The organism is Aquibium carbonis (assembly GCF_003970795.1).
In the GTDB taxonomy this organism is placed as follows: domain Bacteria; phylum Pseudomonadota; class Alphaproteobacteria; order Rhizobiales; family Rhizobiaceae; genus Aquibium; species Aquibium carbonis.
Genome location: NZ_RWKW01000020.1, coordinates 47598 through 72134 on the forward strand (window position 1 = coordinate 47598; position 24537 = coordinate 72134).

General features: G+C 66.2%; 20 protein-coding genes and 1 tRNA gene. 11 read left to right on the plus strand and 10 right to left on the minus strand.

Annotation, left to right across the window (positions count from 1 at the left end; all coding sequences use genetic code 11):
* Nucleotides 1-70 precede the first annotated feature (70 nt).
* Together EJC49_RS05900 and EJC49_RS05905 are read left to right on the plus strand one after the other, a co-directional pair.
* Nucleotides 71-847: an SDR family NAD(P)-dependent oxidoreductase gene (locus EJC49_RS05900; protein WP_126698535.1), complete on the plus strand. Its 777-nt coding sequence runs from the start codon at nt 71-73 to the stop codon at nt 845-847.
* A 276-nt stretch (nt 848-1123) separates the two neighbouring features.
* Nucleotides 1124-1197: transfer RNA gene (locus tag EJC49_RS05905), tRNA-Pro, on the plus strand.
* A gap of 141 nt (nt 1198-1338) precedes the next feature.
* On the opposite strand, the gene EJC49_RS05910 is transcribed toward EJC49_RS05905, so the two are convergent.
* The 3 genes from EJC49_RS05910 to EJC49_RS05920 all read right to left on the minus strand — a co-directional run bounded on the left by EJC49_RS05910 (nt 1339) and on the right by EJC49_RS05920 (nt 4530).
* Entirely contained in the window at nt 1339-2169 is an 831-nt protein-coding gene (locus tag EJC49_RS05910; protein ID WP_126698536.1) for an alpha/beta fold hydrolase, read from the minus strand.
* A 154-nt stretch (nt 2170-2323) separates the two neighbouring features.
* Nucleotides 2324-3517 carry an adenylate/guanylate cyclase domain-containing protein gene (locus EJC49_RS05915; protein WP_126698537.1) on the minus strand — a complete coding sequence of 398 codons (1194 nt, stop codon included), beginning with the start codon at nt 3515-3517 and terminating at the stop codon, nt 2324-2326.
* Between the two features lie 218 nt (nt 3518-3735).
* Nucleotides 3736-4530, minus strand: a complete 795-nt coding sequence (locus tag EJC49_RS05920) for an alpha/beta fold hydrolase (RefSeq protein ID WP_126698538.1) — start codon at nt 4528-4530, stop codon at nt 3736-3738.
* A 144-nt stretch (nt 4531-4674) separates the two neighbouring features.
* Here EJC49_RS05920 and EJC49_RS05925 point away from each other — a divergent pair, with 144 nt between their 5' ends.
* The 8 genes from EJC49_RS05925 (at nt 4675) to EJC49_RS05960 (ending at nt 17018) form a co-directional block, all read left to right on the plus strand.
* Nucleotides 4675-5145, plus strand: coding sequence for a MarR family winged helix-turn-helix transcriptional regulator (locus EJC49_RS05925; protein ID WP_126698539.1), 471 nt, complete (start codon nt 4675-4677; stop codon nt 5143-5145).
* Between the two features lie 421 nt (nt 5146-5566).
* Nucleotides 5567-6175 (plus strand): hypothetical protein, encoded by a 609-nt coding sequence (locus tag EJC49_RS05930; RefSeq protein ID WP_126698540.1) that lies wholly within the window; start codon nt 5567-5569, stop codon nt 6173-6175.
* A gap of 148 nt (nt 6176-6323) precedes the next feature.
* Complete coding sequence (gene aroQ / locus EJC49_RS05935) at nt 6324-6773, plus strand: type II 3-dehydroquinate dehydratase (RefSeq protein WP_126698541.1); 450 nt, start codon at nt 6324-6326, stop codon at nt 6771-6773.
* Between the two features lie 210 nt (nt 6774-6983).
* Nucleotides 6984-7829 carry a Crp/Fnr family transcriptional regulator gene (locus EJC49_RS05940; RefSeq protein WP_126698542.1) on the plus strand — a complete coding sequence of 282 codons (846 nt, stop codon included), beginning with the start codon at nt 6984-6986 and terminating at the stop codon, nt 7827-7829.
* 299 nt (nt 7830-8128) lie between these two features.
* Nucleotides 8129-9496: a tetratricopeptide repeat protein gene (locus EJC49_RS05945; protein ID WP_126698543.1), complete on the plus strand. Its 1368-nt coding sequence runs from the start codon at nt 8129-8131 to the stop codon at nt 9494-9496.
* 2 nt (nt 9497-9498) lie between these two features.
* Nucleotides 9499-14226 carry a FecR family protein gene (locus EJC49_RS05950; RefSeq protein ID WP_126698544.1) on the plus strand — a complete coding sequence of 1576 codons (4728 nt, stop codon included), beginning with the start codon at nt 9499-9501 and terminating at the stop codon, nt 14224-14226.
* Between the two features lie 82 nt (nt 14227-14308).
* A complete protein-coding gene (locus EJC49_RS05955) occupies nt 14309-16534 on the plus strand; it encodes a CHASE2 domain-containing protein (RefSeq protein ID WP_170314631.1) in 2226 nt (741 codons plus the stop codon).
* A 118-nt stretch (nt 16535-16652) separates the two neighbouring features.
* On the plus strand, nt 16653-17018 hold the full coding sequence (locus tag EJC49_RS05960; protein ID WP_126698546.1) for a putative quinol monooxygenase: 366 nt from the start codon (nt 16653-16655) through the stop codon (nt 17016-17018).
* A 33-nt stretch (nt 17019-17051) separates the two neighbouring features.
* Here the strand turns inward: EJC49_RS05960 and EJC49_RS05965 are convergent, their stop codons facing one another.
* The 6 genes from EJC49_RS05965 to EJC49_RS05990 all read right to left on the minus strand — a co-directional run bounded on the left by EJC49_RS05965 (nt 17052) and on the right by EJC49_RS05990 (nt 21397).
* Complete coding sequence (locus EJC49_RS05965) at nt 17052-17594, minus strand: MerR family transcriptional regulator (protein ID WP_126698547.1); 543 nt, start codon at nt 17592-17594, stop codon at nt 17052-17054.
* 113 nt (nt 17595-17707) lie between these two features.
* Nucleotides 17708-18025 (minus strand): integration host factor subunit alpha, encoded by a 318-nt coding sequence (locus EJC49_RS05970; RefSeq protein WP_126698548.1) that lies wholly within the window; start codon nt 18023-18025, stop codon nt 17708-17710.
* 106 nt (nt 18026-18131) lie between these two features.
* A complete protein-coding gene (locus tag EJC49_RS05975; RefSeq protein WP_126698549.1) occupies nt 18132-19103 on the minus strand; it encodes a beta-ketoacyl-ACP synthase III in 972 nt (323 codons plus the stop codon).
* 9 nt (nt 19104-19112) lie between these two features.
* Entirely contained in the window at nt 19113-20180 is a 1068-nt protein-coding gene (plsX, locus tag EJC49_RS05980) for a phosphate acyltransferase PlsX (RefSeq protein WP_126698550.1), read from the minus strand.
* 104 nt (nt 20181-20284) lie between these two features.
* Nucleotides 20285-20839 carry a YceD family protein gene (locus EJC49_RS05985; protein ID WP_126698551.1) on the minus strand — a complete coding sequence of 185 codons (555 nt, stop codon included), beginning with the start codon at nt 20837-20839 and terminating at the stop codon, nt 20285-20287.
* A gap of 18 nt (nt 20840-20857) precedes the next feature.
* On the minus strand, nt 20858-21397 hold the full coding sequence (locus EJC49_RS05990) for a ubiquinol-cytochrome C chaperone family protein (RefSeq protein WP_126698552.1): 540 nt from the start codon (nt 21395-21397) through the stop codon (nt 20858-20860).
* Between the two features lie 109 nt (nt 21398-21506).
* Here EJC49_RS05990 and EJC49_RS05995 point away from each other — a divergent pair, with 109 nt between their 5' ends.
* On the plus strand, nt 21507-22025 hold the full coding sequence (locus EJC49_RS05995; RefSeq protein ID WP_170314635.1) for an outer membrane protein assembly factor BamE: 519 nt from the start codon (nt 21507-21509) through the stop codon (nt 22023-22025).
* 117 nt (nt 22026-22142) lie between these two features.
* On the opposite strand, the gene EJC49_RS06000 is transcribed toward EJC49_RS05995, so the two are convergent.
* The gene (locus tag EJC49_RS06000; protein ID WP_126698554.1) at nt 22143-24284 is read right to left on the minus strand and encodes a sodium-translocating pyrophosphatase; all 2142 of its coding nucleotides are present in this window, start codon (nt 24282-24284) and stop codon (nt 22143-22145) included.
* Nucleotides 24285-24537: the final 253 nt, after the last annotated feature.

The following is a 24537-nucleotide window of genomic DNA, read 5'->3' on the forward strand; positions in this document are numbered from 1 at the left end:
AACTCTCGACCTTGGCGCTTGCATCCGACCCCTCGCGCGGGGCAATCCTGTTCGCAACAGGAGAAGACGCATGGATCTGGAACTGAAGAACAAGGTGGTCGTGGTCACCGGCGGCTCGCGCGGCATCGGCTTTGCCTGCGCCGAGGCGTTTCTGCGCGAAGGCGCCCGCGTCGGCATCGTCTCGCGCAGCCCGGCCAACATGGAGGCGGCGAAAGCGAGGCTTCCGGGCCTCGTGGGCACGAGCGCCGATCTCGTCGATGCGGAGGCGGCCCTGCGCGCGATCGATGCGCTGGAGCGCGAACTCGGACCGATCGACGTCCTCGTCAACAGCGCCGGCGCGGCGCGGCGCACACCGCCCGACGAACTGTCCCCGGCCGCCTATCGCGCCGCGCTCGACGCGAAGTTCTTCAGCTACGTCAACGCGATCGACCCGGTGGTCAAGCGCATGGCCGAGCGCAAGACCGGCGTCATCGTCAACGTCGCCGGCAATGGCGGAAAGGTCGCCTCGCCGACGCACATCGCCGGAGGCGCCGCCAACGCCGCCCTGATGCTGATGACGGCCGGTCTCGCCAATGCCTATGCGTCGCGCGGCGTGCGGGTGGTCGCGGTCAATCCCGGCATCACCGAAACCGAACGCATGACGCAGGGGCTGGAAGCCGATGCGCGGCTGTCGGGCACCAGCGTCGAGGACGCCCGCGAGAAGGGCCGCGCCCGCATCCCGCTCGGACGCTTCGCCGCACCGGGGGAAGTCGCCGACGTGGTGGTATTCCTCGCCTCGGCGCGGGCGAGCTACGTCACCGGCGTTTCGATCAGCATGGACGGAGCCTCCAATCCGATCGTCGTCTAAAGCGTGTCGCGTCCAATACGGTTGGGCGCGACCCGCTTTAGGGTCCGTCGACACGCGACAGACCCGGAAGCGGCGGCGCCCCCGCTTCCGGGCCATGGGGGACGCGATCCCGGGCCACATTTCTCGAATTTGGCTCTTGCACCTGAACCTTCGAGAATATAGGGCTTCCCACGGTTCGGCGCGGAGCCCCGGCCCCGCGATCGACCGGAAGGTCGAGGGACGCAGTCTCCGCCGGCCGGAGTTCCTGGACGCTTCGAGCGAGGGACTTCTTTCCTTCGGGCAGTAGCGCAGCCCGGTAGCGCACTTGACTGGGGGTCAAGGGGTCGTCGGTTCGAATCCGGCCTGCCCGACGGAAAGAAGTCCCGCCATTCCAGACATCCTGCCGGTCAGCACCGTTTGCGTGCAACGCATCTCGCCTGCCTGTGCCGTCACGGCGGTGTCGTCACGGGGGCAGGACCAAGCCCGCCCCCGATGTCGTCGCGAATACCCGCTCAGGCCCGGATGAAGGCCAGGAGATCCGGGTTGATGATTTCCGGATGCGTGGCGAAAAGCCCGTGCGAGAGGCCCGGATAGGTCTTCAGCGTCCCGTTCCTCAACAGCCTGATCGCCTTGTGCGCCGAATTCGCGATCGGCACGATCTGGTCGTCCTCGCCATGGATCAGGAGGACCGGCACCGTGATCGCCTCGAGGTCTTCGGTGAAGTCGGTTTCCGAGAAGGCCTTGATGCAGTCGTAGTGAGCCTTCGCGCCACCGGCCATGCCCTGGCGCCACCAGTTGTCGATCATGCCCTCGCTGACCTTCGCGCCGTCGCGGTTGAAGCCGTAGAACGGGCCCGCCGGAATGTCGCGGAAGAACTGCGCCCGGTTGGCGATCAGGGCCGCGCGGAAACCGTCGAACACCTCGAGCGGAATGCCGTCGGGATTGGCTGCCGAGGCGACCATGACCGGCGGCACCGCCCCGATCAGGACGGCCCTGGCGACCCGGCCGGCCTCCGCGCGTGCCGCATAGCGCGCAACCTCGCCGCCGCCGGTGGAGTGGCCGATATGGACGGCGTTCCTCAGATCGAGCGCCCGGGCGAGGTCGGCCACGTCGGCCGCGTAGGTGTCCATGTCGTTGCCGGTGTCCGTCTGGTCCGACCGGCCGTGACCGCGCCGGTCATGGGCCACGACGCGATATCCCCGTTCCAGGAAGTACAGCATCTGATTGTCCCAGTCGTCGCCCGAGAGCGGCCAGCCATGGTGGAAGACGATGGGCTGGGCGTCCTTCGGCCCCCAGTCCTTGTAGAAGAGAGTGGTTCCGTCCGAGGTCTTGATCGTCGACATCGTCATGTCTCCTTGGTTTTGAGCGAAGGTCATGCGTGGCATCATCAACAGGGTGGCCGCCGCCGTCCCTGAGGAAATCAGTGTTCGCCGCGTGAGATCGAAGGTCATTGCCTTTCCTTTCGGTTCCCTGTCCCTGGATGAGCGGACCGGGTGGTCAGCACCTGTAGATCTTCTGTTTCCCCTCGAATCCCTTGAACTCGACTTCCGCGGCGACCCTCGGCATCGTGCAAAGATACTCCGCGACGGTGCCCGACGCGACGTGCTTGAGGGAAAGGTCGGACGCCGCCGCCAGCAGCCGCGCCGCATAGTTGACCGGCCGGCCGATGGCAGTGAAGTCGAGCCGGTTCGCACCGCCGATGTTGCCGTAGTGGAACCGTCCCGCATGCAGCGCCCAGCGGAAGGCGACGTCCCTGCCGACCGGTGCGCGGGCAAGCCTTTCCTCGCCTTCCATGATGGTCTGCCGCGCCGACCGCACGGCGTCGTCGATCAGGCGGCTGCCGCCATAGGGAAAGATGGCGAAGAAGCCGTCGCCGAGGAACTTGAGGATTTCCCCGCCATTGGCTTCCACCAGGGGCACGACGACGTCGAAGGCGTCGTTGAGCGTCTCCACCATCTGCTCCCCGGTCAGCTGGTTCGACAGTTCGGTGAAGCCGATCAGGTCGGCGAACAGGATCGCGGCGGCAATTTCCTCGCCATCGCCGCGACGGATGCGGCCTTGCAGGATCTGGTTGCCGCTGCCGCGCCCGACATAGGTCGAGATGATGCAGGCCGCGTTCATTCTGAGCAGGTACGCCTCGACCACCCGCGCCAGCGGCTGGCGCACCCGTTCGAGGGCGGCGAGCTGGTCTCCGGTGAACCCCGCCGCATGCCGCGTCGCGAACGTGGCCGCATGCGTCTCGCCCGTCGTGAAGATCAGCGGCTGCGCGAGGTAGTCGGTGAAACCCTCCTCGCGAAGGTCGGCCAGGATGGTGAACTCGGTCAGCGACGCCGGGCTGGTCAGCATTCGCCGGACCGAGGTCTGGCGCGAGGTGACCAGGGGAAGCGGGTTCTCGAGATGCTGGTCCGGCGAGAACAGGCTGATGGGACCTTCCTGCATCGTCACCCCCTCGGCGCTGGTCCACAGGAAGCGGCGGGCGGCGACATTGGGATGCAGCGTGTTGATGAAGAGGCCGACGCGGTCGAGCGGAACCCCTGCCGCGAGCAGTCGTCGGCACACTTCCTCGACGAAGGAACGGGCATCGGTGCTCGACCGCGCGCCGTCGACCAGCCAGGCGACGAGGACATAGATCTGCCGGTGATCGACGCCGGGCCGCTCGGCGACGGGATCGAATTTGGGTGTGACAAGCATGATCTGACTCTCTGGTTCTACTGGTTCATGATCCGGGTTGCCCGGCTCGGGAGCCGGTGCCGTTTTCTTGCGGGAAGCGACCCCGGCCCAGGCCAGGGCCAGCCGCTTCCGCCTTCCCGGGCGACCCTGCGCGTGAAGGCCTTCCTCGTCTCCCGGCCCGCGGGAGGGGACAGGCGTCGCCGAAGACGCCGCCTGTTAGCCTGCTGCGGCACCCGGCATCAGCGCGCGGCTTGGGCCGAGCCCTGCGCCGCGCGGTGGATCACATCGGCGACCAGCTTCGGCTGCGTCATGAACACCGCGTGGCTGGCCGGGACTTCGGTGATCTCGGCGCCGATGCGCTCGGCCATGGCGCGCAGCATGCGCTGGTCGAAAGCCTTGTCCTCGGTGGCGATGACGGCCCAGCTGGGCTTGGTGCGCCAGGCCGCATGTTCCAGCCGGGTGGCGAAGACGGACATGTCGATCGGCACCTGCGAAACCCGCATGAAGGCCGCGTCCGCGTCGCTGGTGTCGTTAGCGAAGCCGATCTTGAACTTGTCGAGGTTGATGAACCCGAAGCCGTCGGCTCCCACGTCGATGACGAATTCCGGCGGCGTCTGGAAACCCTCGTACTGCTGCGACGTCGTCTCGCCGGCGTCGGGCGAGAGGGCCGACACGTAGACGAGGCCCTCGACCTTGGGGTGGACGCCCGCCTCCGTGATGACGGTCCCGCCCCATGAATGGCCGACGAGGATGGTCGGACCGTCCTGGCGGTCGAGGATGCGCGTCGTCGCCGCGACGTCCTCGGCAAGCGAGGTCAGCGGGTTCTGGACGATGGAGACGCGATACCCGCGAGCGGTCAGCTCGTCGTAGACCCCGCGCCAGCCCGACCCGTCGGCGAAGGCGCCGTGCACCAGCACGACGTTGCGCACTGCCTGATCGTCGGCGATCCGGTCTGCGGCCGGCGCGCTGGTGACCGCAGCGAGGCCCGCAATCGCGGCCGTCGCCATCAAGAAGCTTCCCATCCTGGCACTCATGGTGTGGTCCTTTCTTTGTTCTTGCGATAACTGTTATCGCGACAATCCCCATATAGGCCTGGACAATGAGCTTGTCCAGCATAATTTTTATCGCGATATTCTTTTTCGAGCGGATCTGCTAAGAGAGCCTCAAGGGAGACACCGATGACGAACGACGAAACGAACGAGCCCCTACCGCTGGACGACCAGCTCTGCTACGCCATCTACTCGGCCGGCATGGCGATCCAGCGCGTCTACAAGCCCCTGCTGGACGATCTCGGGCTGACCTATCCCCAGTATCTCGTCCTCAACGTGCTCTGGCGTCAGGACGAACTCACCGTGGGCGGCATCGCCGAGAGACTGGCGCTGGAGTCGAGCACCCTCACCCCTTTGCTCAAGCGCCTCGAAGCGGCTGGCTTCCTGCGACGGACACGAAACCCCCTGAATGAACGCCAGGTGGTCGTCGCGCTGACCGATCAGGGTCGGGCCCTCCGGTCACGGGCCGGCTGCCTGGCCGACGCGCTGCTCGCCGCTTCAGGCCAAAGCGCGACCCGACTCAACGACCTCAATCGCGAGGTGCGCGATCTGCGCGACGCGATCTATGCCGGCATCGGCGACTGGGGCGGCGCGGCCTGACGGCCGTCGCCATCCGGCGCAGCGCGGCGGTCCCGCCGCCTGCCCCCCGCCGCGGGGATCAACGCCAGAGCCGCCCGGTGCGGCCGCACGGCCGCGGGCCTGAGCGCCTCTGGATCCCGTCGTCGTGCTCGGGCTCACCTGATCGGACTTCATCCGGGGACCGCTTCCGCGGTGCCGGAGGCAGGCAAGACCGGTCCTGTTCGATGGGTGAAGAGTACCGTGCGGAACGCCCGAAGCCGGTCGAACGCCGCAAGTGGTTTTATATCAAAAGGTTAGGCATGGCATACGGCCTGAGCCGACCATCAGCCGAGCGCGCGGGCGGCGAACCCGGCGCGCCGATGGCGGCCTAACTGGATTTTTACCGCCGGAGGCCATAGTATAGGAGATGCGTGTGGCGTTCGAGCATGGGAGATGGCAAGTGATGCGGGGTCGCTTGGCCAGACACGGGATGAGCCTGCTCGGCGCGTTGACAGTCCTGTTCTGGCTGTCCCCCGACGCCTTTGCCGGCAACGAACGCAGCCGCAATTCGGTTCTTCTGTTCGGCGGGCCGATGATGCAGGGACATTTCCCCGGCGACGCCATCATTCCTTTCGGCAGTCGCTTCGACAGGCGCATGATCCTCGGCGCGGCGCTCCAGCACGATTTCGTCCGTTTCGAAAACGGCGTGAGCTTTGGCACGGAAGCCGGCGTGGCGGCCCGGGTGGGTCCCGACGTCAGCGGCGAGGTGTGGGGAGGCGTTTCGGCCACGCATGTCGGGCCGACCATTGGCCCCATCACCATCTCGCCCTCGCTGGTGGTCGGCCTCTCCGCGGTCAACAAGGCGGTGGGGATCGAAAGTCGGCGCAGGGGCGCGAAAGGCGATGCCCGGCTCCTGTTCTACCTCGGCCCCGAACTGCAATTCCGCTCCTCGGCGCTGCCGGGCGTCGCGTTGGTGTACCGCATTCACCATCGATCCGGCGCATGGCACACGCTGGGCAACATGCGCGACGCGACCAATTCGAACGTGATCGGTCTGAAGATCGACTTCTGACGCAACCGTTCCAGGGCCATCGCGACCGCTTGACGACCAACCCGAAATCGCCGACTGACCGGGACCGCCAACCGCCCTGCCCCAGCCCCGTCACGAGGCCCCGGGCACACACAGCGCTTCCGGCAAGTCGCCGGCGTGAGGGAGCCCGATGCAGACCGTCTTCATCCTCAACGGACCAAACCTGAACCTCCTCGGCAAGCGACAGCCCGAGATCTACGGCCGCGAGACCCTCGCCGACGTGGAGGCGGGCTGCCGCGCGCTGGCGGGCGAACTCGGCTTCGACATCCGGTTCGCCCAGTCCAATGCCGAGCACCAGATCATCGACTGGATCCATGAAGCCCGCGAGGCGGCGGCCGGCATCATCATCAATCCCGGCGCCTTCACCCACACGTCCGTGGCCATTCTCGATGCCCTCAACGCCTTCGAAGGGCCGGTGCTCGAGGTGCACATCTCGAACGTGCACAAGCGGGAGAGCTTCCGCCATCATTCCTATGTGTCGCTGCGGGCCGACGGCGTGATCGCCGGCTTCGGGGTCGAGGGCTACGTTCTGGCGACGCGGCGCATGGCGACGCTGATCCTCGAGGGCCGATCTGCATAGACGGAACGGAACCCGGACGCATTTCGGGGGTTGCTGGCAAGCCGACGCAAACTTGGCCCAACAACCTCCTGCGACGGTCGCGCCGTTGCGCGTGTCGCAACGGCGCGTTCTTTGCCGCTGCTGGCGGCCGGCGATGCCGTGCGATACCCGTGGAACCAGATGGCGTCTCATCCATTGGATGGATACGTTCAATGGCGCGGGGGCCCAGACATGTCATCGATCACACAAGCCGGCCTGAAGACGGAAAACGCCTCCGGGTCGCGCATCCTGCTTCTCGACCCCGCGCCTCCCAGCGGAAACGGCGCGGCCGGCGCCTCCACCGACACACACCGCTTCGACGCGCAGCCCCTGATTGCATCGCTGGAACGGCGCGACGCCCTTTCCGACGAGGAGCGGCAGGCGCTCCGTGACCTTCCCTGGCGCCTGAAGCGCTATGGCGACAGCGAGGAAATCGTCGCCGAGGCGTCCCGTCCGACCGAGAGCTGCCTTCTCGTCGACGGCATCGCGGCGCGCAGCCGCCATCTCGCCAACGGCAACCGCCAGTTGACCGCACTGCATGTCTCGGGTGACTTCGTCGACATGCACGGCTTCTTCCTGAAGGTGATGGATCACGCCGTGGTGGCGCTGACGCCCGTCACGGTCGCCTTCGTGCCCCATCGCGACGTGCAGCGTCTCGCGACGGAGATGCCGCATCTCGGACGCATGCTGTTCATGATGGTCGCCATCGACGCCGCCATCCAGCGCAACTGGATCGCGTGCATGGGACGCATGGAGCCGATCCGCCATCTCGCCTACATGGTGTGCGAGGTCTACAAGCGGCTGGAGATCGTCGGCCGTGTCGAGAACGGCTCGTTCGACTTTCCGCTCACCCAGGCCGAAATCGCCGATCTGGTCGGACTTTCCATCGTCCACACCAACCGGACGCTGCAGGATCTGCGCGCCACCGGGTTCACGACCTGGAAAGGCAACCGGATCGTGATCCACGACTGGGACGGCCTGGCCAAACTCGCCGATTTCGACCCCACCTACCTCAACCTGTTCCACCACCCGCGCTAAAGCGACACGCTCTAAGACTTCAAACGGCCGGTTCGATCCGATGCGAGGGCACCGGATCGAACCGGCCGAACGCCAAGAAGTATATTTGCTTGTTCTTGCGCAATGTCCGGTAATGACAACTTTAGGCAACAAGAACAGCTCTGCCTCTGAATTAGGCGGAGAAGTGTCTCCGAAACGACACAGCCTGCGAGCGGGCGTTCAGGCTGGCGTTTGTTGCAATCAGCATCTCGTTGACACCCCCGGAGGTTTGACGCAACGTCAGCCGAATTGAACGCCGGCTTCCGGGGGAATTCGTGCGCGTGTGGACGCAAGCAATCCTGGCTGGAGCGCTCGTTGCCTTTGCAACGAGCGCGTCGGCCCAGACGAATACGAACGTGGCGCCCAAGGTGGTGGCCGCGCCGCAGGTCGGCGTCGACATCGCCACGCTTCAGGCCAAGCGCAGCGCGCTTTTCCAGCGCATGCTCGAGAAGCCGGACGATCTCGACGCCGCGTTTCAGTATGCGGCGCTGTCGGCGCAGGTCGGGGACCTGGAAGCCGCCATCGCCACCCTCGAGCGCATGCTGATCTTCGCGCCGGGACTCCCCCGGCTGCAGCTGGAGCTCGGCGTGCTCTACTACCGCCTCGGCGCCTATGTCACCGCACGCACCTATTTCCAGGCGGCGATCGCCGGACCGCAGGTGCCGGATGCGGTTCGCCTCAAGGTCGAGGAATACCTGTCGGGCATCGCGACGGCGGAGATGGACACCCGCTTTTCCGGCCAGCTTCGCGCCGGCGTGCGCTACCAGACCAACGCCAACCGCGCGCCGGGTCTCGGCACCGTGCTCACCAGCGGCGGCCTGACGATCGATCCGGGCTCCGTCGGCGCGGCGGACGGCAATGCCTACATCGCCGGCAATCTGCATGGGAGCTACGACCTGCCGAGCCAGGGCGATTCGCTCGAAGCCGACCTCGTCTTCTACGGCTCCAAGCAGTTCAAGCGCGACGAGCTGGACACCGCCCTGGCCGAGCTGACCTTCGGCCCGGCCTTCGACATGGGCCGTTTCGGCGTCGACAACGCCGTGCTCGGCGTCTACGGCATCGCGTCGGGCGTGTTCGTCGACGACCATTTCTATTCGGCGGCCGGCGGCATCGGCACCCGCTTCGTCATTCGCCCGACGGCGCGCACGTCCAGCCTCACCGCCTTCGAATATCGCTATCGCGACTACCAGGAATCGAGCGCGGCCCCGACCGCGAACCGGCGCGACGGCAACGAGTACCGCCTGTACACCAGCAACAGCTACATCGTCACGCCGGTCCTGATGCTCAACGGCGGCGGCTACGTCCAGCGCACCGAATCCGACTTCGGTTATCTCGCCTATGTCGAGGCCGGCGTCTCCGCCAGTTTCAGCTATGCCTTCGCCTCGCCTTTCGGCAAGTCCTACGGGCCGTGGACGCTTTCGCCGACGGCCGGTTACGTCTATCGCGACTACGACGATCCCGACCCGGTCATCGATCCGACGTTGTCGGAGGTCGACCACGAGGCCTATGTCGGCGCCAGCCTGCTGGTGCCCGTCGCCAAGAGCTGGTCGCTCATGGCCGACACGGAATACCGCAACGTCAGTTCGAACTACGCGATCCGGGATTACGACAATCTCTCCGTCTCGCTCAGCGTCGTGAAGAGGTTCTGATCATGGCCGCTCGCCCCGGAAAGTCCATGTTCGTGCGCACGCTGTCGGCCGGCGTGGCCGCCGCCGCGCTGCTGACGGCGCAGTCGCCGGCCGTGGCCAAGGTGGGCGTTGCCGCCGCCGTCAACACCGACGCACGGGGCCGCGCGCCCGGCGGCGCGCCGCGGGTCATCTCGCTGGGCCAGACCGTCATCTTCAAGGAAGAGATTGTCACTGACGCGCGCGGGCTGGTGCAGGTGCTGCTGCTCGACGGAACCACCTTCACGGTCGGTCCCAACAGCCAGCTGACCATCGACGAGTTCGTCTACAACCCCGCGACGGGCGACGCCAAGGTGGTCGCGACCGTCGCCAAGGGCGCGTTCCGCTTCATCGGCGGCCAGACCAGCCGCCGGCCGGATGGCGCCACGATCAACACGCCGGTCGGCACCATCGGCATCCGTGGCGCCATGGTCGAAGGCCGCGTGGATTCGTCCGACCAGGCCCTGTTCTCGATGATCTTCGGCGACGAGGTCCAGTTCCGCGGCCGCGACGGCAAGCGCTCGCGCATCTACGAGCCGGGCTACACGCTGGTGGTTCGCGGCAATGGCGGCGGGCTGGACACCAATGTGCGCCGCCGCAACGAAAGCGACGCCTCCACCTTCCAGACGGCGTTGGCCGGCGGCGACGGCCAGACCGGCGGCGCCTCGGAGAAGCCCACCGACGGAACGGTGCAGAACAGCCCCGTGCCACAGTCCAATTCCAACCTTCCCAACACCGTTCCGATCCCCACGCCGCGCTCGATCGCGGTGAAGTCGAGCGGCATCGAGGAGGTGGAGACCAAGGTCTCGGACGTCGACACGCGCGCGCCCGTGGTCCCGCTCGTGACGACCACGGGGACGGTGTATTACGGCGGCCCCAGCCCGATGTCCGGCTTCAGCATCATGAGCTTCGGCGCGCCGCAGCCCTTCACCCAGGAAGTCGTGACCTTCGCCAAGACCAACAATCGGCTCGTCGCGGGCGCCAACGTCGTCAACCTCCCCGACTACACGGGCACGCAAGGCGACGAAGGGCTCGAGGCGTTCATCGTGACCGACGGCGTCTTCAGCGGCAACACGCTGACCGGCATGGCCTATGCGGGCCGAGGCGATTTCGCCGCCTATCTGCTCGAATACGGCACCGACACGACCTACCCGTTCTACATGATCCACGGAACGGGAACGGATCTGGTGGCTGCGGCCGAGAACCAGACGCTGAACGACATCCGCCAGTACAGCCTGACGTCGGACCCGAACGTGGGCGTGCCGTTCTTCGCGCCCACGTCCTACGGACCCGTGACCAATGCCAGCGCGACCAACTTCTATGTCGTCGAGCCGGGCGATTCCGTCACCGGCGAGTTCGAGACCTTCATGAGCTGGCTCTCGATCGAAGGCGAGGGGCTCAACCAGAAGAGCGCCGTCTTCGTGACCGCGTCGTCGAACTACGTGGACGAACTGGACGCGGACGTGCTCGGCGGATCGCGCCGCGGCAGCTACCGCTCCTCCTCCGATTCCAGTGCCGTCAACATGCGCGGCGCCATGACGACGCTGGCCGGGCCGGACGGGTCGCATTTCTTCGGGCCGAACGCGGATCATTTCGTCATCGGCTCCTCGCTCGATCCGAACCAGACGTTCTTCGATTCGTCCGTCGACTACGAGAGCGATGCAGCGTTCGGGTCGCACCATGTCGCTTCGCTGGTGGATGAAACGCCGCAGGCCAATTATGAGCGCACGTCGCGAAACGTGGCCGGTTTCATGGCCGGCATGGCCGAGTCCTCGTCCAACCCGGACTACCCCTATGCGCTGGCCTCCACCACCGGCACGAACTTCTACATGGAACTCGACGCGGTCAACAATTCGGTCGCGGCGGTCGGCATTCTCACCGACATCTTCAACGACGCCTGGGAGGTCGAGAGCTACCTCCTGACCTTCGGCGCGGCACCCGTGAACGAACTCGACCTCGGCCCCTTCGGCGACCTGGAGACCGGCGGCCTGGGGGCGACCGGCGGAAACACCTATGTCGCCTGGGACATCTATGGCGCGGTGCAGAACAACGACCCCGGCAACACCCGCATCCTGACGGATGGCGACTTCGGCGAATACGAGGGTGAGTACGGGGGGGAGTACGGGACCGAACCGCAGGAAGTGGCCCATACCTCGTCGACCAATCCCGGCAGCTATCTGGTTTCGGGTCGCGCCGTGCCGATCGAGGGCTTTTCGCATTGCGGCGACTGCGACTTCATCGACTGGGGCTGGTGGGGCACCCGCGTCACCGTGCAGCCAGGGGAAAGTGCGGCGCTGCCCAACGGGCGAAACGACTTTGTCCACATGGGCACATGGGTCGCCGGCGACATCACGAACCCGGTCGACCTGCCGACCAACATCCGCGCCACCTACCAGGGCACCATGCTGGGCACCGTCGCCGTGCAGGTGGATCCCTACACGACGGCACAATACGTCGCCAGCGGCACGTTCGGCATGTCCTACAATTTCAACGATCGCGCCGGCGAGTTCTGGATCGACAATTTCGACGGGTATTCGCTCTACGGGCAGGCCTCCGGCAATGGTTGGGACTCTCAGGCGCTCTTCTATGCGCAGAGCGAGTATTGCGGCGAGTCGGCCTGCTTCACCATCAACGGCGCCTTCGTCAACAACGGCACCGACAAGGCGGCCGGCGTCATCGGCGACTTCACGATCGAGGACTATTACAACGGTTATCGCGCGGTCGGCACGATCGCCGGCAAGCGCACGGGGCAGGCGGACATTCTCACGGCCCGGGTGCTGACCGCGCCCGACCTATTCGAGCCGATCGGCAGCGCGGAAACCTTCGACGACGCCGGTCCGCGCGGCATCGTCGGTTCGACGCCGGAAAGCGACCGGAGGGTGACCTTCGACAAGACGGGCGGGATGCTGATCAACAGCGCCGACGTGACCCAGCTGCCCGACGTGACAGGCATCGAGGGCGACGACGGGCTCGAGGCCATCGCCATCACGGGTATCGCGAACGATCGCGATGTCTCCGGGACCGCCTATGCCGGCCGCGGCGATTTTGCCGCCTACTTCCTGGGCTTCGATGGCGACCCGGCCGATCCCTACCACCTGCTCACCGGCACAGCGACGCCGGTCGCCGTGGTCCAGAGCCTCAATACCGGCACCAACATTCGCGAATACACGCTGACGCAGGATCCGCTTGCCGGCATCGAGGCCCCGTTCTTCTTCGCCGACCTGTTCGGACCGATGGACAGCCAGTACCTGAGTTCGACCAACCTCTACATCGTCGAGTCGAACACGGCGGCCGACCACGGCGAAGACCAGACCAACTGGGATGCGAAGGTGTTCCAGTCCTGGATCTACATCGAGGGCAGCGGCGAGGACCAGAAGAGCGCAGCGCACCTCTACGTCACGTCGATCGGCGTCGACCCGGACGGCGATGCCTCGCTGGGCGGTGCACGCCGGGGAAGCTTCCGCTACGACGCCTCCGCCGGCCCCGCCAACATGCGCGGCGCGGTGGTGGCGACCGAGGGCGTGAACGGAAACACCTTCTTCGGCCAGAATGCCGAGCACTTCGTCCTCGGCGGCAGCATCTCCCCGCCTGACGGCTACGCAGACATCCTGCTTGGCCCTGGCTATGATTATGACAACGGCGAAGGCTACCTCGCCGGCGGCTATCCCTACGCAACGCACCACGTGGCCGATCTCGTTTCGACGACGCCGCAGGATCCGGCGGGCCGGACCTCACGCACCTACAGCGGTTTCATGTCCGGCATGGTCGAATCCAGCTATGACGGCGCCGACAACCCCTACATCGTGCTCAGCGGCATCAATCCGACCTTCGTTCTCTCGCTCGACGCGGCGACGAACAACGTTTCGGCAACGGCGGAACTCTCCGACACCGTCTACGTGCCCTACGAATACGACAACGAAATCTATTATTACGGAGTGCTCGACGGCAACGAAGCCGTGGACGGCTATGATCTCGCGTTCGGCCCGGGACAGGGCAGCGGTGGCGGAAGCGCCTTCGTCGATGACAACGTCTTCGGCGCGGCCCAAAATGGCGACAACGAAAACACACGGCTCCGGACGTCCGACGAACAGAATCTGCCCAACAAGGCTGGCGACAATCCCGGCAGCTACATCGTGTCCGGCCGCGCCAACCCGATCGACGGCTACGCCCACTGCACGGAATGCACCTTCCTCGACTGGGGCTGGTGGGGAACGCGCGTGCGCACCGACTACGACGACGGTGAAACCACGACCACCCGCTCCGACCATGTCCACATGGGCACCTGGGTGGCGGGCGACATCACCAACCCGGCGGACATGCCGACGGGCATCGTGGGCACCTATGCAGGAACGGCGCTCGGCAACGTGTCGCGCGACACGGATAGTGGCACGGTCAAGTACATCGCGTCGGGCAGCATGAACATGACGTTCGACTTCGACGACCGCAGGGGCACCCTGAACATCAGCAATTTCGACGGCATGAACCTGTTTTCGGAAGTGAGCGACGTCTCGACGGGCAATCAGGCGCTGTTTGCGGGATCGATGCACGATTACGGCAACAACGTGAACGGCGGCATCAGCGGCGCCTTCGTCAACAACGGGTCCATCAAGGCGGGCGGCGTGATCGGCAACTTCGGCATCGCCGGCGACGGGGTGCTTGCCACCGGCACCATCGCCGGCGTCCAGACCGGCACGTCGCCATCGCTCGGACACTGACAGTTCCCGTCGTGTCGCGCCCGACGTCGCCGAACCAGGTCGCGCGCCGCCGAAGCGAGACGCCGGGGCGGGCAAGGCGCACGTGACCAACCTCGCCAAGAGCCTCGGCAATGCCTTGCGACGCTATCGGCGCACGTCCATCTGGGCGTCCGGCGTTCTGTCCGCCCTGTTCGTGATCCTGGCCGCCTTCTCGCCCCTCAGCCCGGTCGACCGGCTCAATGCCATGGTCTTCGACGGCTATCAGGCGCTGAAGCCGAGGCCGCTGGCCGGCAGCCCCATCACCGTCATCGACATCGACGACGCGAGCATCGGCGAGCTTGGCCAATGGCCCTGGCCGCGCACGGTTCTGGCGCGCATCATCGGCAACATGACCGAGATGGGCGCCGCCGCCATCGGCCTCGACATGCTGCTGGCCGAGCCGGATCGCACCTCGCCGGTGCTGGCGCTCCAGGAACTGCGACGCCAGGGCTTCCAGATCGTCGAGCCGGACCAGGGCGCGGTCCTCGACAATGACGCCTATCTGGCCGACGTTTTCGCCCTGTCTCCCGTCGTCGCCGGCCTGGCGCTCGCCGAGACCACCCGCACGCCGCCGCCCGACCCCAAGGCCGGATTCGGATTCGGCGGCACGAGCCCGGTCGACTACCTGCCGGGATATCTGGGCAGCGTGCGCAACCTGCCGGCGCTTGATGCGGCGGCGCCCGGCATCGGCCTGATCAACTTCCCGCCCGCCCGCGACGGCGTCGTGCGGCAGATACCGCTGGTCGCCCGCTTCGACACCAGGCTCTACCCGGCGCTCTCGATGGAACTGCTGCGCATGGCGCAGGGCGCGTCGACCTATGTGATCCGCAGCACCGGGGCCCATGGCGAGCAGGACACCGGGCTGCCGGGCATGATCGCGATCAAGAACGGCCACTACGAGGTTCCGACCGGGCCGGACGCCACCATGTGGGTCTATTTTTCCGGCCAGCCCGTCGCCAACATCGTCCCCGCCGCCAGCCTGGCGAGCGAGAGCGTGGACCCGGCGCTGGAAGACGTCATCGCCGGCCACATCGTGCTGATCGGCACCTCCGCCATCGGCCTGCGCGACCTCGTCTCCACGCCGCTCGCGTCGGGCGTGCCGGGCGTGCTCGTCCATGCCGAGATCATCGACCAGATCCTGGGCGGCAGCTTTCTCAGCCGGCCCGACTGGGCGGTGGGCGCCGAGGTGGCGCTCGCCATCGTGCTGACCCTGCTGGTGCTCGCCTTCCTGCCGTCGCTGCCGGCACTTGCCAACGCGCTCGTGGCGACGGCCGCGATCGCGATCGCGGTCGTCACGGGCTGGCTCGCCTTTGCCTGGTACAACCTGCTGCTCTCGCCCATCCTGCCCGCCCAGAGCAGCCTGCTGGCCTATGGCATCGCGTCGGGCGTGCGGCTGCTCGTCAGCGAAAGCGAACGGCGCTACATCCGCTCCGCCTTCAGCCACTATCTGGCGCCGTCCATGGTCGAGAAACTGATGGACAATCCGCAAAGCCTGGTGCTCGGGGGCGAAAACAAGGAGCTGACGCTGCTCTTCGCCGACATTCGCGGCTTCACCACACTGTCGGAAAAACTCGGCGCCAACGAGCTCACCGAGTTTCTCAACAACTACCTCACCCCCATGACCGACGTGCTGATGGAGCGCGGCGCGACCATCGACAAGTACATGGGCGACGGCATCATGGCATTCTGGAACGCGCCCCTCGACGTTCCGGACCACCGGCGCAAGGCCTGCGAAAGCGTCTTGGCCATGCAGGCCGCGCTCGTTCGCTTCAACAGCGAGCACGGCACGGATATCGGCGTCGGCGTCGGCCTCAATTCGGGCATCTGCTGCGTCGGCAATCTCGGCTCGCGGCAGCGGTTCGACTACTCGGCGATCGGCGACCCGGTGAACGTCGCCGCGCGTATCGAGGGCATGACGAAGCAGTATGGCCTGTCGAACCTGATCTCGGGCAGCACCGCCGAGGGCATGGACGATTTCGCCCTTCTGGAGGTCGACCGGGTGAAACTCGTCGGGCGGGCCGAGCCGACGCCGGTCTTCACCCTGCTCGGCCATCGCGACGTGAAGGAAAGCGCCACGTTCCAGGCGCTGAAGGCGCGGCACGACCGATTCCTGGCCCACTACCGCGCGCTCGACTTCGACGCGACGGAAGCCGCGCTCGACGCCTTCGACGCGGATTCGCCGCCCGAACTGGCGAAGCTCTACAAGATCATGCGCGGACGCCTGGCCGTGCTGCGGGCCGACCCGCCGCCTCCCGGCTGGGACGGCACCTTCACCGCGCGGGAAAAATAGCGCCCGCCGACCGGGTGCCCGGCTCCGGCAGGAACCTCGCCCCCCTCCCCCGCGTTGGCAAGCACGCAATCCCAAGGCTACAATCGGCCCGGATCGAACGTTTGCGAGGAGGATTCGGGTGGACGAACACGCCGTCATCGTCGAATACGAGACCGAGGAAGGACGCGCCGACGAACTTCGCGCGCTGCTGACCGACCACGCGCGGCGCACGCTCGAGGAAGAACAGGGCTGCTTGCGGTTCGAGGTGCTGGAGCCCATCGAGCGTGGCGGGGAGGCCGTCCGGAACCGTCTCATGGTCCAGGAAACCTACGCCTCGGCCCTCGCCCTGTCGCAGCATGAGCAGAACCCGCGCCTGGAACGCGTACGCGCCGCCATGGCGCCGCTGGTCAAGTCCCGTCGCCTGGTGCTGGCACGCGTGATCGACCATCGTCCGGCCGAGGAGGGCATCCGCCCGGAGAATCTGACCGCCGCGAACGACGATTGACGGGCGCGAGGCAGGGGCGCCCGCCGGGCGCCGTCATCGCACCTGGTCGAGCAGGCGCTTGCATTCGAGCAGGTCGAACAGCGCTTCCTGCAGCAGCGCCCGATTGTCGCGCGTGAGCCTTCCGCCATCCGGCGGCACCGCTCCGTCCTCCTCCGCCTTGCCGAGACCGAAGAACCGGCGGCTCGGGCGGGCCTTGGCTTCGCCGACCAGGGTCTCGTCTTCCGCGCCGCGCGGCGGCGCGCTGACCGTTGGCGGCGTGGCGGGCTGCTGCTTGCGCTGTGCAATGAGGTCGGCGGCAGCCATGTCCCCGGCGCCGATCGCCGCGACGAACTGGTTTCCATTCTCCTTGAGAAGCTTCTGGACGCCCTTGATCGTGTAGCCCTGATCGTAGAGCATGCTCTTGATGCCCTTGATCAGGTCGACGTCCTGGGGTCGATAGTAGCGCCGTCCGCCGCCGCGCTTCAGCGGCTTGATCTGCGTGAAGCGCGTTTCCCAGAAGCGCAGGACATGCTGCGGCAGGTCGAGATCTTCGGCCACCTCGCTGATGGTCCGGAAGGCGTCCGGGCTCTTGTCCATGTCTTGGGCTCTCTTTGCGATTCGCCGCCCATTTCATCTGGTTGGGCCAGCCTATTCAAGAGCGCGCAGGAGGATGCGACCAGCCGGCGCCGGGAGAGCGCTGCCGCCTGGCTTCAGGCCTTGCCCTTGGCCTTCTTGTGCGTTTCCAGAATGCGGTTCTTCAGCACGTTGGAGGCCTTGAAGGTCATGACCTTGCGGGGCAGGATCGGCACTTCCTGACCCGTCTTGGGGTTGCGGCCGATCCGCTCGTTCTTCTCGCGCACATGGAACGTGGCGAAGGAGGAAAGCTTGACGGTCTCGCCCGCGACGATCGCCGTGCAGATCTCGTCGAGCACCATTTCGACGAGCTGCGCCGATTCCGTTCGCGACAAGCCGACTTTCCGATACACGGACTCGGCGAGGTCGGCGCGCGTCAGAGTCTTACCCCCCATCGGATCGTCCCAATCTGAAGAAAAAATTGTAGGTATTCAATGGGCATAGGTTAGGAAATCGCACCGGCGCGGTCAAGGCTACGCAGGTCTGACTCGCCGTTTGATTCTACCAGCGAATCAGGACCGCGCCCCACGTAAATCCACCGCCCATGGCTTCCAGCAACACCAGATCGCCGCGCTTGATCCGGCCGTCCGCGACCGCCACCGACAGCGCCAGCGGAACGGACGCCGCCGAGGTGTTGCCATGCAGGTCGACGGTCACGACCACCTTCTCCTCGGCGATGCCGAGCTTCTTGGCCGACGCGTCGATGATCCGCTTGTTGGCCTGGTGGGGCACGAACCAGTCGAGGTCGTCGGCGGTTATCCCGGCCGTCGCGAAGGTGGCTTCGATCACGTCGGTGATCATGCCGACCGCATGCTTGAAGACCTCGCGGCCCTCCATGCGAAGATGCCCGACGGTCTGGGTGGTGGATGGTCCGCCATCGACATAGAGCTTCATCTTGTGCGTCCCGTCCGAACGCAGGCTGGCCGCCAGGATGCCGCGATCCGCAAGCCCGCCCTCGCCTTCCGCCGCCTCGAGCACCAGCGCGCCCGCGCCATCGCCGAAGAGAACGCAGGTGGAACGGTCGGACCAGTCGAGAAGGCGCGAGAAGGTCTCGGCGCCGATCACCAGAACGCGCTTCGCAAGGCCGCCGCGAAGGTAGAGATCGGCCGTCGTCACCGCATAGACGAAGCCGCTGCACACCGCCTGCAGATCGAAGGCGAAGCCGTGGCGCATGCCGAGCCGTTCCTGGATCTCGACCGATGTCGCCGGGAACGTGTGATTGGGCGTCGACGTCGCCAGAACGATCAGGTCGATGTCGTCGACCGTGAGCCCGGCCGCGTCGAGGGCGGCCCGGGCGGCGGCTTCTCCGAGCGAAGCGGTCGTCTCGTCGTCGGCGGCGATATGGCGCTGCCGGATGCCGGTCCTCTGGACGATCCAGGCGTCCGACGTCTCCAGCACGCCTTCGAAGTCGGCATTGCGCATGATGCGCCGAGGCAAGGCAGAGCCGATGCCGCGGACCACAGAACGAATCATTTCCTGCCCCTATAAGTCGGTCGGCTCGCCATCGGCTTGCCGGCCAGCGCGCCCGGCGGGCATCGCAGCGTGAAAGGCATCGATGTCGGCGCGGATCTTGTCGATGAGGTTGTTTCGGGCCATGTCGTAGCCGAGTTCGACGGCCGCCGCAAAGCCTTCGTCGTCGGTGCCGCCATGGCTTTTCACGACGATTCCGTTGAGGCCGAGAAACACGCCGCCATTGATCTTGCGGACGTCCATCTTCTCGCGCAGGCGCTGGAAGGCGTTGCGGGCGAACAGATAGCCGACCTTGGCCATCAGCGTCCGGCTCATGGCGGCGCGAAGATACTCGCCGATCTGCCGTGCCGTCCCTTCCGCCGTCTTCAGGGCGATGTTGCCGGCAAAGCCTTCCGTCACCACGACGTCGACCGTGCCGCGACCGATGTCGTCTCCCTCCACGAACCCGTGATAGCGCATCGACGTCAGGTCGGCCTCGCGCAGCAGGCGGCCGGCCTCGCGGACATCCTCCTGCCCCTTCACCTCTTCGACGCCGACGTTGAGCAGACCCACCGTCGGGCGGTCGACCTGGAAGAGCGCACGCGCCATCGCGCTGCCGAGAATGGCGAAGTCGATCAACTGATGCGCGTCGGCCCCGATCGTCGCGCCCACGTCGAGGACGATGCTCTCGCTCTTGGCCGTCGGCCAGATCGCCGCGATCGCCGGCCGCTCGATGGCGGCCATGGTGCGCAGGCAGAATTTCGACATGGCCATCAACGCGCCGGTGTTGCCCGCCGACACGCAGACGTCGGCGTCGCCGGCCTTGACGGCCTCGATCGACTTCCACATCGACGACTTCCAGCGGCCATGGCGAAGCGCCTGGCTCGGCTTGTCGTCCATTCGGACCGAAACCTCGCAGTGAGTGAAATCCGAGATCGCCGCGACACGGGGATATTTGCGAAGGACCGGCGCGACCGCATCCTCGCGGCCGAAAATGAGAAACCGCACGTCGGTCCGGCGTTGTGCGACATTGTCCAAGCCATGGAGAATGATCTCCGGACCGTGGTCGCCGCCCATCGCGTCAATGGAGATTCTGATCACTCTTGTCTCATCGTTGGTTGCCGACCGTGCACGCCTCGCCGAAGCCCGGCGAAAATATCCTTTTTCAGGACGCGCACAACCGGAATCGGTTCCCGGGAGGCCATTCAGCCGCCGGGCTTCAGGTTCCGCAGGATCGCGAAGGGGGAAACCGGCTTGGCAGCCTCGCCGTCGTCCGGCGCGACCGGCAAGGCAGGCGCCGCGCGGCTGCGCGGATAGGGATCGATGGCAAGCGCGAAGAATTCCTCCGCCACGGCCCCGACGTCGAGCATGTCGCCGACGAAGAGTTCCGGCGCGTCGGGTCCGTCCGGGTCCAGAAGGAACTCGCCGGACGGGTCCGCGACCCGCTTGGCCAGCGACGATCCTTCGGGAATGAAGATCGCGTCGATGTTCTCCCGGATCGACGCCCCGATGGGCTCGAGCGTCGCCACGCAGGCCTGCTGGATCTCGGCCTCCACCCGGCCGGTGACGCGCACGCCGTCGCTCTTCCACGGCACCACGAGCAGTTCGGCTGACAGGCGCTCCACCGAAAGAAGACCATGTTCGGCCGAAAGCGCGGCGCGTTGCTCCTCGTCCGCGACGATGGAAACGGGAACGCCCTTGCGCGGCAGACGCAGAACGCTCGTCTTGAAGGATATCGGGCTCTGGGCGTTGAAGGTCATGGTCATGTCGTGCGGGAGTTAGCCCTGCCGCGCCGGAAATTCCACCCTTCCCGCCGAGATTTCCTCCGCCGTCTGGGCCGCGAGCGCGGAATTGGCCTCCAGAACATAGGCTGCCATCAGCGTCGACTGCGGCCATTCGGCCGTTTCCGGCAGGACGTTGCGCGACAAGGCCAGCGAAAGGGCTTCGAGATCGCCGGCATCGATCGCCTCGCCATAGGCCTGGGCGCGGCCGTAGAACATCTTGGCGAGCTTCTTCATGCGCTTCGGCACCCCCATGTCGCCGATGCCGAGTTCGCGCAGGGAGTGGTCGACATCGGTGAAGAAGTCGTCGGTGAGTTCCTGGGCGAGATCGCGAAGGACCGCCTCGTCGCGCCGGCAGCGATGCAGGAACAGGAACATGTGCAGCGACAGCATCTCGAAGCGCCCCAGCGGCGTGTCGGGCACGTTCCACTGTGAATAGAACACGGGCTGCCGCGCCGCCGCCACGATTCGTTCGTAAAGCCTGTCGACGACATCCTGGTTCGAGTTCCGCCAACGGCCGAAGAGGCGTGAGAGCATGCCGGGATCTCCACGAGCGCCGTCACCGGGCTTCCGGTTGCATCGGCGAAGAAGCTGGTTTACCGAGTTCGTGGCCCTGCGCAAGCATGTTGGCCGCATTTGCATGGAGATGTCGGTGCCCTTTCACGATTTCAAGGCCAGGATGATCGTCCTGCCCGTTCTCGCATCCGCCTCCGCGATTTTGCTGTCGGCGTGCAGTACCGATGCGCTGAACCCGCGTGAGACCATCACCCAGGGATACGTGGCCGACGAACAGGCGCTCGAGCTCGTGCCGGTCGGCTCCAGCCGCGAGCAGGTGCTGCTGGCGCTCGGAACGCCCTCGACCACGGCCACCTTCGACAGCGAAGTGTTCTACTACATCTCCCAGACCCGGGTCCGGCAGGCGGCCTTCATGAATTCGAAGCTCGTCGACCAGCGCATCATGTCGGTCTATTTCGGCGCTGACGGGCGCGTCGAGCGTATCGCCAATTATGGCCTTCAGGACGGCAAGGTGTTCGATTTCGTGTCGCGCACGACGCCGACCGGCGGCAAGGACCAGGGCTTCATCGGGCAGTTGCTGTCCGGCGGCGGCGGCGGCGCCGCTGCAGCCTCGCAGGCCGGCCGTATCCTCGGCGGCAGCGGGATGTAAGAGCGCGCCTTCGCGGCGGTCCTTGCCGCGCCCTCCGGGCCGCGCCATCCGGTTCACGAACGAAGAGACCCGCGGGATCGCTCCCGCGGGTCTCTTTCTTTCGGCCCGGCAGCGCGGTCAGTTGTGGGCGAGAACGGCCAGCAACAGCAGCGCCATGATGTTGGTGATCTTGATCGCCGGGTTCACGGCGGGACCAGCGGTATCCTTGTAGGGATCGCCGACGGTGTCGCCGGTCACCGACGCCTTGTGGGCCTCGGAACCCTTCAGGTGCTTGACGCCATCCTTGTCGATGAAGCCGTCCTCGAAGGACTTCTTGGCATTGTCCCACGCGCCGCCACCCGAGGTCATCGAGATGGCAACGAAGAGGCCGTTCACGATCACGCCGAGCAGCGAGGCGCCGAGCGCGGCAAACGCCGAAGCCTTGGAACCCGAGATCAGCAGCACGCCGAAATAGACGACGAGCGGTGCCAGCACCGGCAGCAGCGAGGGGATGATCATCTCCTTGATCGCGGCCTTGGTGAGCATGTCGACGGCGCGAGCGTAGTCCGGCTTCGACGTTCCCGCCATGATGCCGGCATCGGCCTTGAACTGCCGGCGAACCTCCTCGACGATCGAGCCGGCCGCCCGACCGACGGCGGTCATCGCGATGCCGCCGAAGAGGTAGGGGATCATGCCGCCGAAGATGAGACCCGCCACCACGTAGGGATTGGACAGCGAGAACGAGACGTCCTCCATGCCCTGGAAGTAGGGGTAGGTCGCGCTGTTGGCGATGAAGTACTCCAGGTCGTAGGAGTAAGCCGCAAACAGAACCAGCGCGCCGAGACCGGCCGAGCCGATCGCGTAGCCCTTGGTCACCGCCTTGGTGGTGTTGCCGACCGCGTCGAGCGCGTCGGTCGACTGGCGCACTTCCTTGGGCAGCCCGGCCATTTCGGCAATGCCGCCGGCATTGTCGGTGACGGGGCCGAACGCGTCGAGGGCGACGATCATGCCGGCGAGGCCGAGCATGGTCGTCACCGCGATCGCGGTTCCGAAGAGGCCGGCCAGTTGGAACGTGACGACGATGCCGCCGACGATGACGAGCGCAGGCAGCGCCGTCGACTCGAGCGACACCGCAAGGCCCTGGATGACGTTGGTGCCGTGGCCGGTCACCGACGCCTGGGCGATCGAGTTCACGGGGCGCTTGTTGGTGCCGGTGTAGTACTCGGTGATGACCACGATCAGGCCGGTCACGACGAGGCCGACGATGCCGCACACGAACAGGTTCATGCCGGTGATCGCCACACCGCCGCCGGTGCCGATCTCGCCCCAGCCGACCGTCAGCGACGTCGCCACGGCGAGCCCGATGATGGACAGAAGGCCCGTCACGATGAGGCCCTTGTAGAGAGCGCCCATGATCGAGCCGTTGGAGCCGAGCTTGACGAAGAAGGTGCCGACGATCGAGGTGATGATGCAGGCCGCGCAGATCGCCAGCGGATAGATCATCACGCTGCCGAGCACGGCGGTCCCGCCGAAGAAGATGGCGCCGAGCACCATGGTGGCGACGACGGTCACGGCGTAGGTTTCGAACAGGTCCGCCGCCATGCCGGCGCAGTCGCCGACATTGTCGCCCACGTTGTCGGCGATCGTAGCCGGGTTGCGCGGGTCGTCTTCCGGGATACCCGCTTCGACCTTGCCGACGAGATCGCCGCCGACATCCGCACCCTTGGTGAAGATGCCGCCGCCGAGGCGCGCGAAGATGGAAATCAGCGAAGCGCCGAAGCCGAGCGAGACGAGCGCGTCGATCACGGCGCGGTCGTTCGGTGCGATGCCCATCGGGCCGATCAGCACCCAATAGTAGACGGAGACGCCGAGCAGCGCCAGGCCTGCGACGAGCATGCCGGTGATGGCGCCGGACTTGAATGCGATGTCGAGACCCGCCGCGAGGCTGTTGGAAGCGGCCTGCGCCGTACGGACGTTGGCGCGCACCGACACATGCATGCCGATGAAGCCGGCCGCGCCCGAAAGCACGGCGCCGATCAGGAAGCCGATGGCCGCGAGCCCGGACAGAAGCCACCAGGCGAGCAGGAACACGACGACGCCGACGATGGCGATGGTGGTGTACTGGCGGGAAAGATAGGCCTGCGCGCCTTCACGGATGGCGCCGGCGATTTCCTGCATGCGTGCATTGCCCTGATCGGCCGCAAGGACCGATTGCGTCGCCCAGATGGCGTAGACGACCGACAGCACGCCGCAGAGTATGACGACATAGAGCATGGTCATTGCGGATTTCCTCGAATGGTGGCCCGACTGAACCCCTCCCCGGGCCTTTGGGTGACCGGGCGATGATCGGCAAGTCCGGTTTGCGCCCAGCGTCCGGCTTTATCCGGAACAGCCAAGCCAACGTCAAGGATTTGTTATTGTTTTGCCCGGCTTTCGCCATCATGGCCGCAAGCGGCCGGCGTTGGGACGGGGTGCGGGCAGCGGCGGCAACTCCGACGCCGTCGGCCGAGACGACGATCGCGTCTTGCGCCAG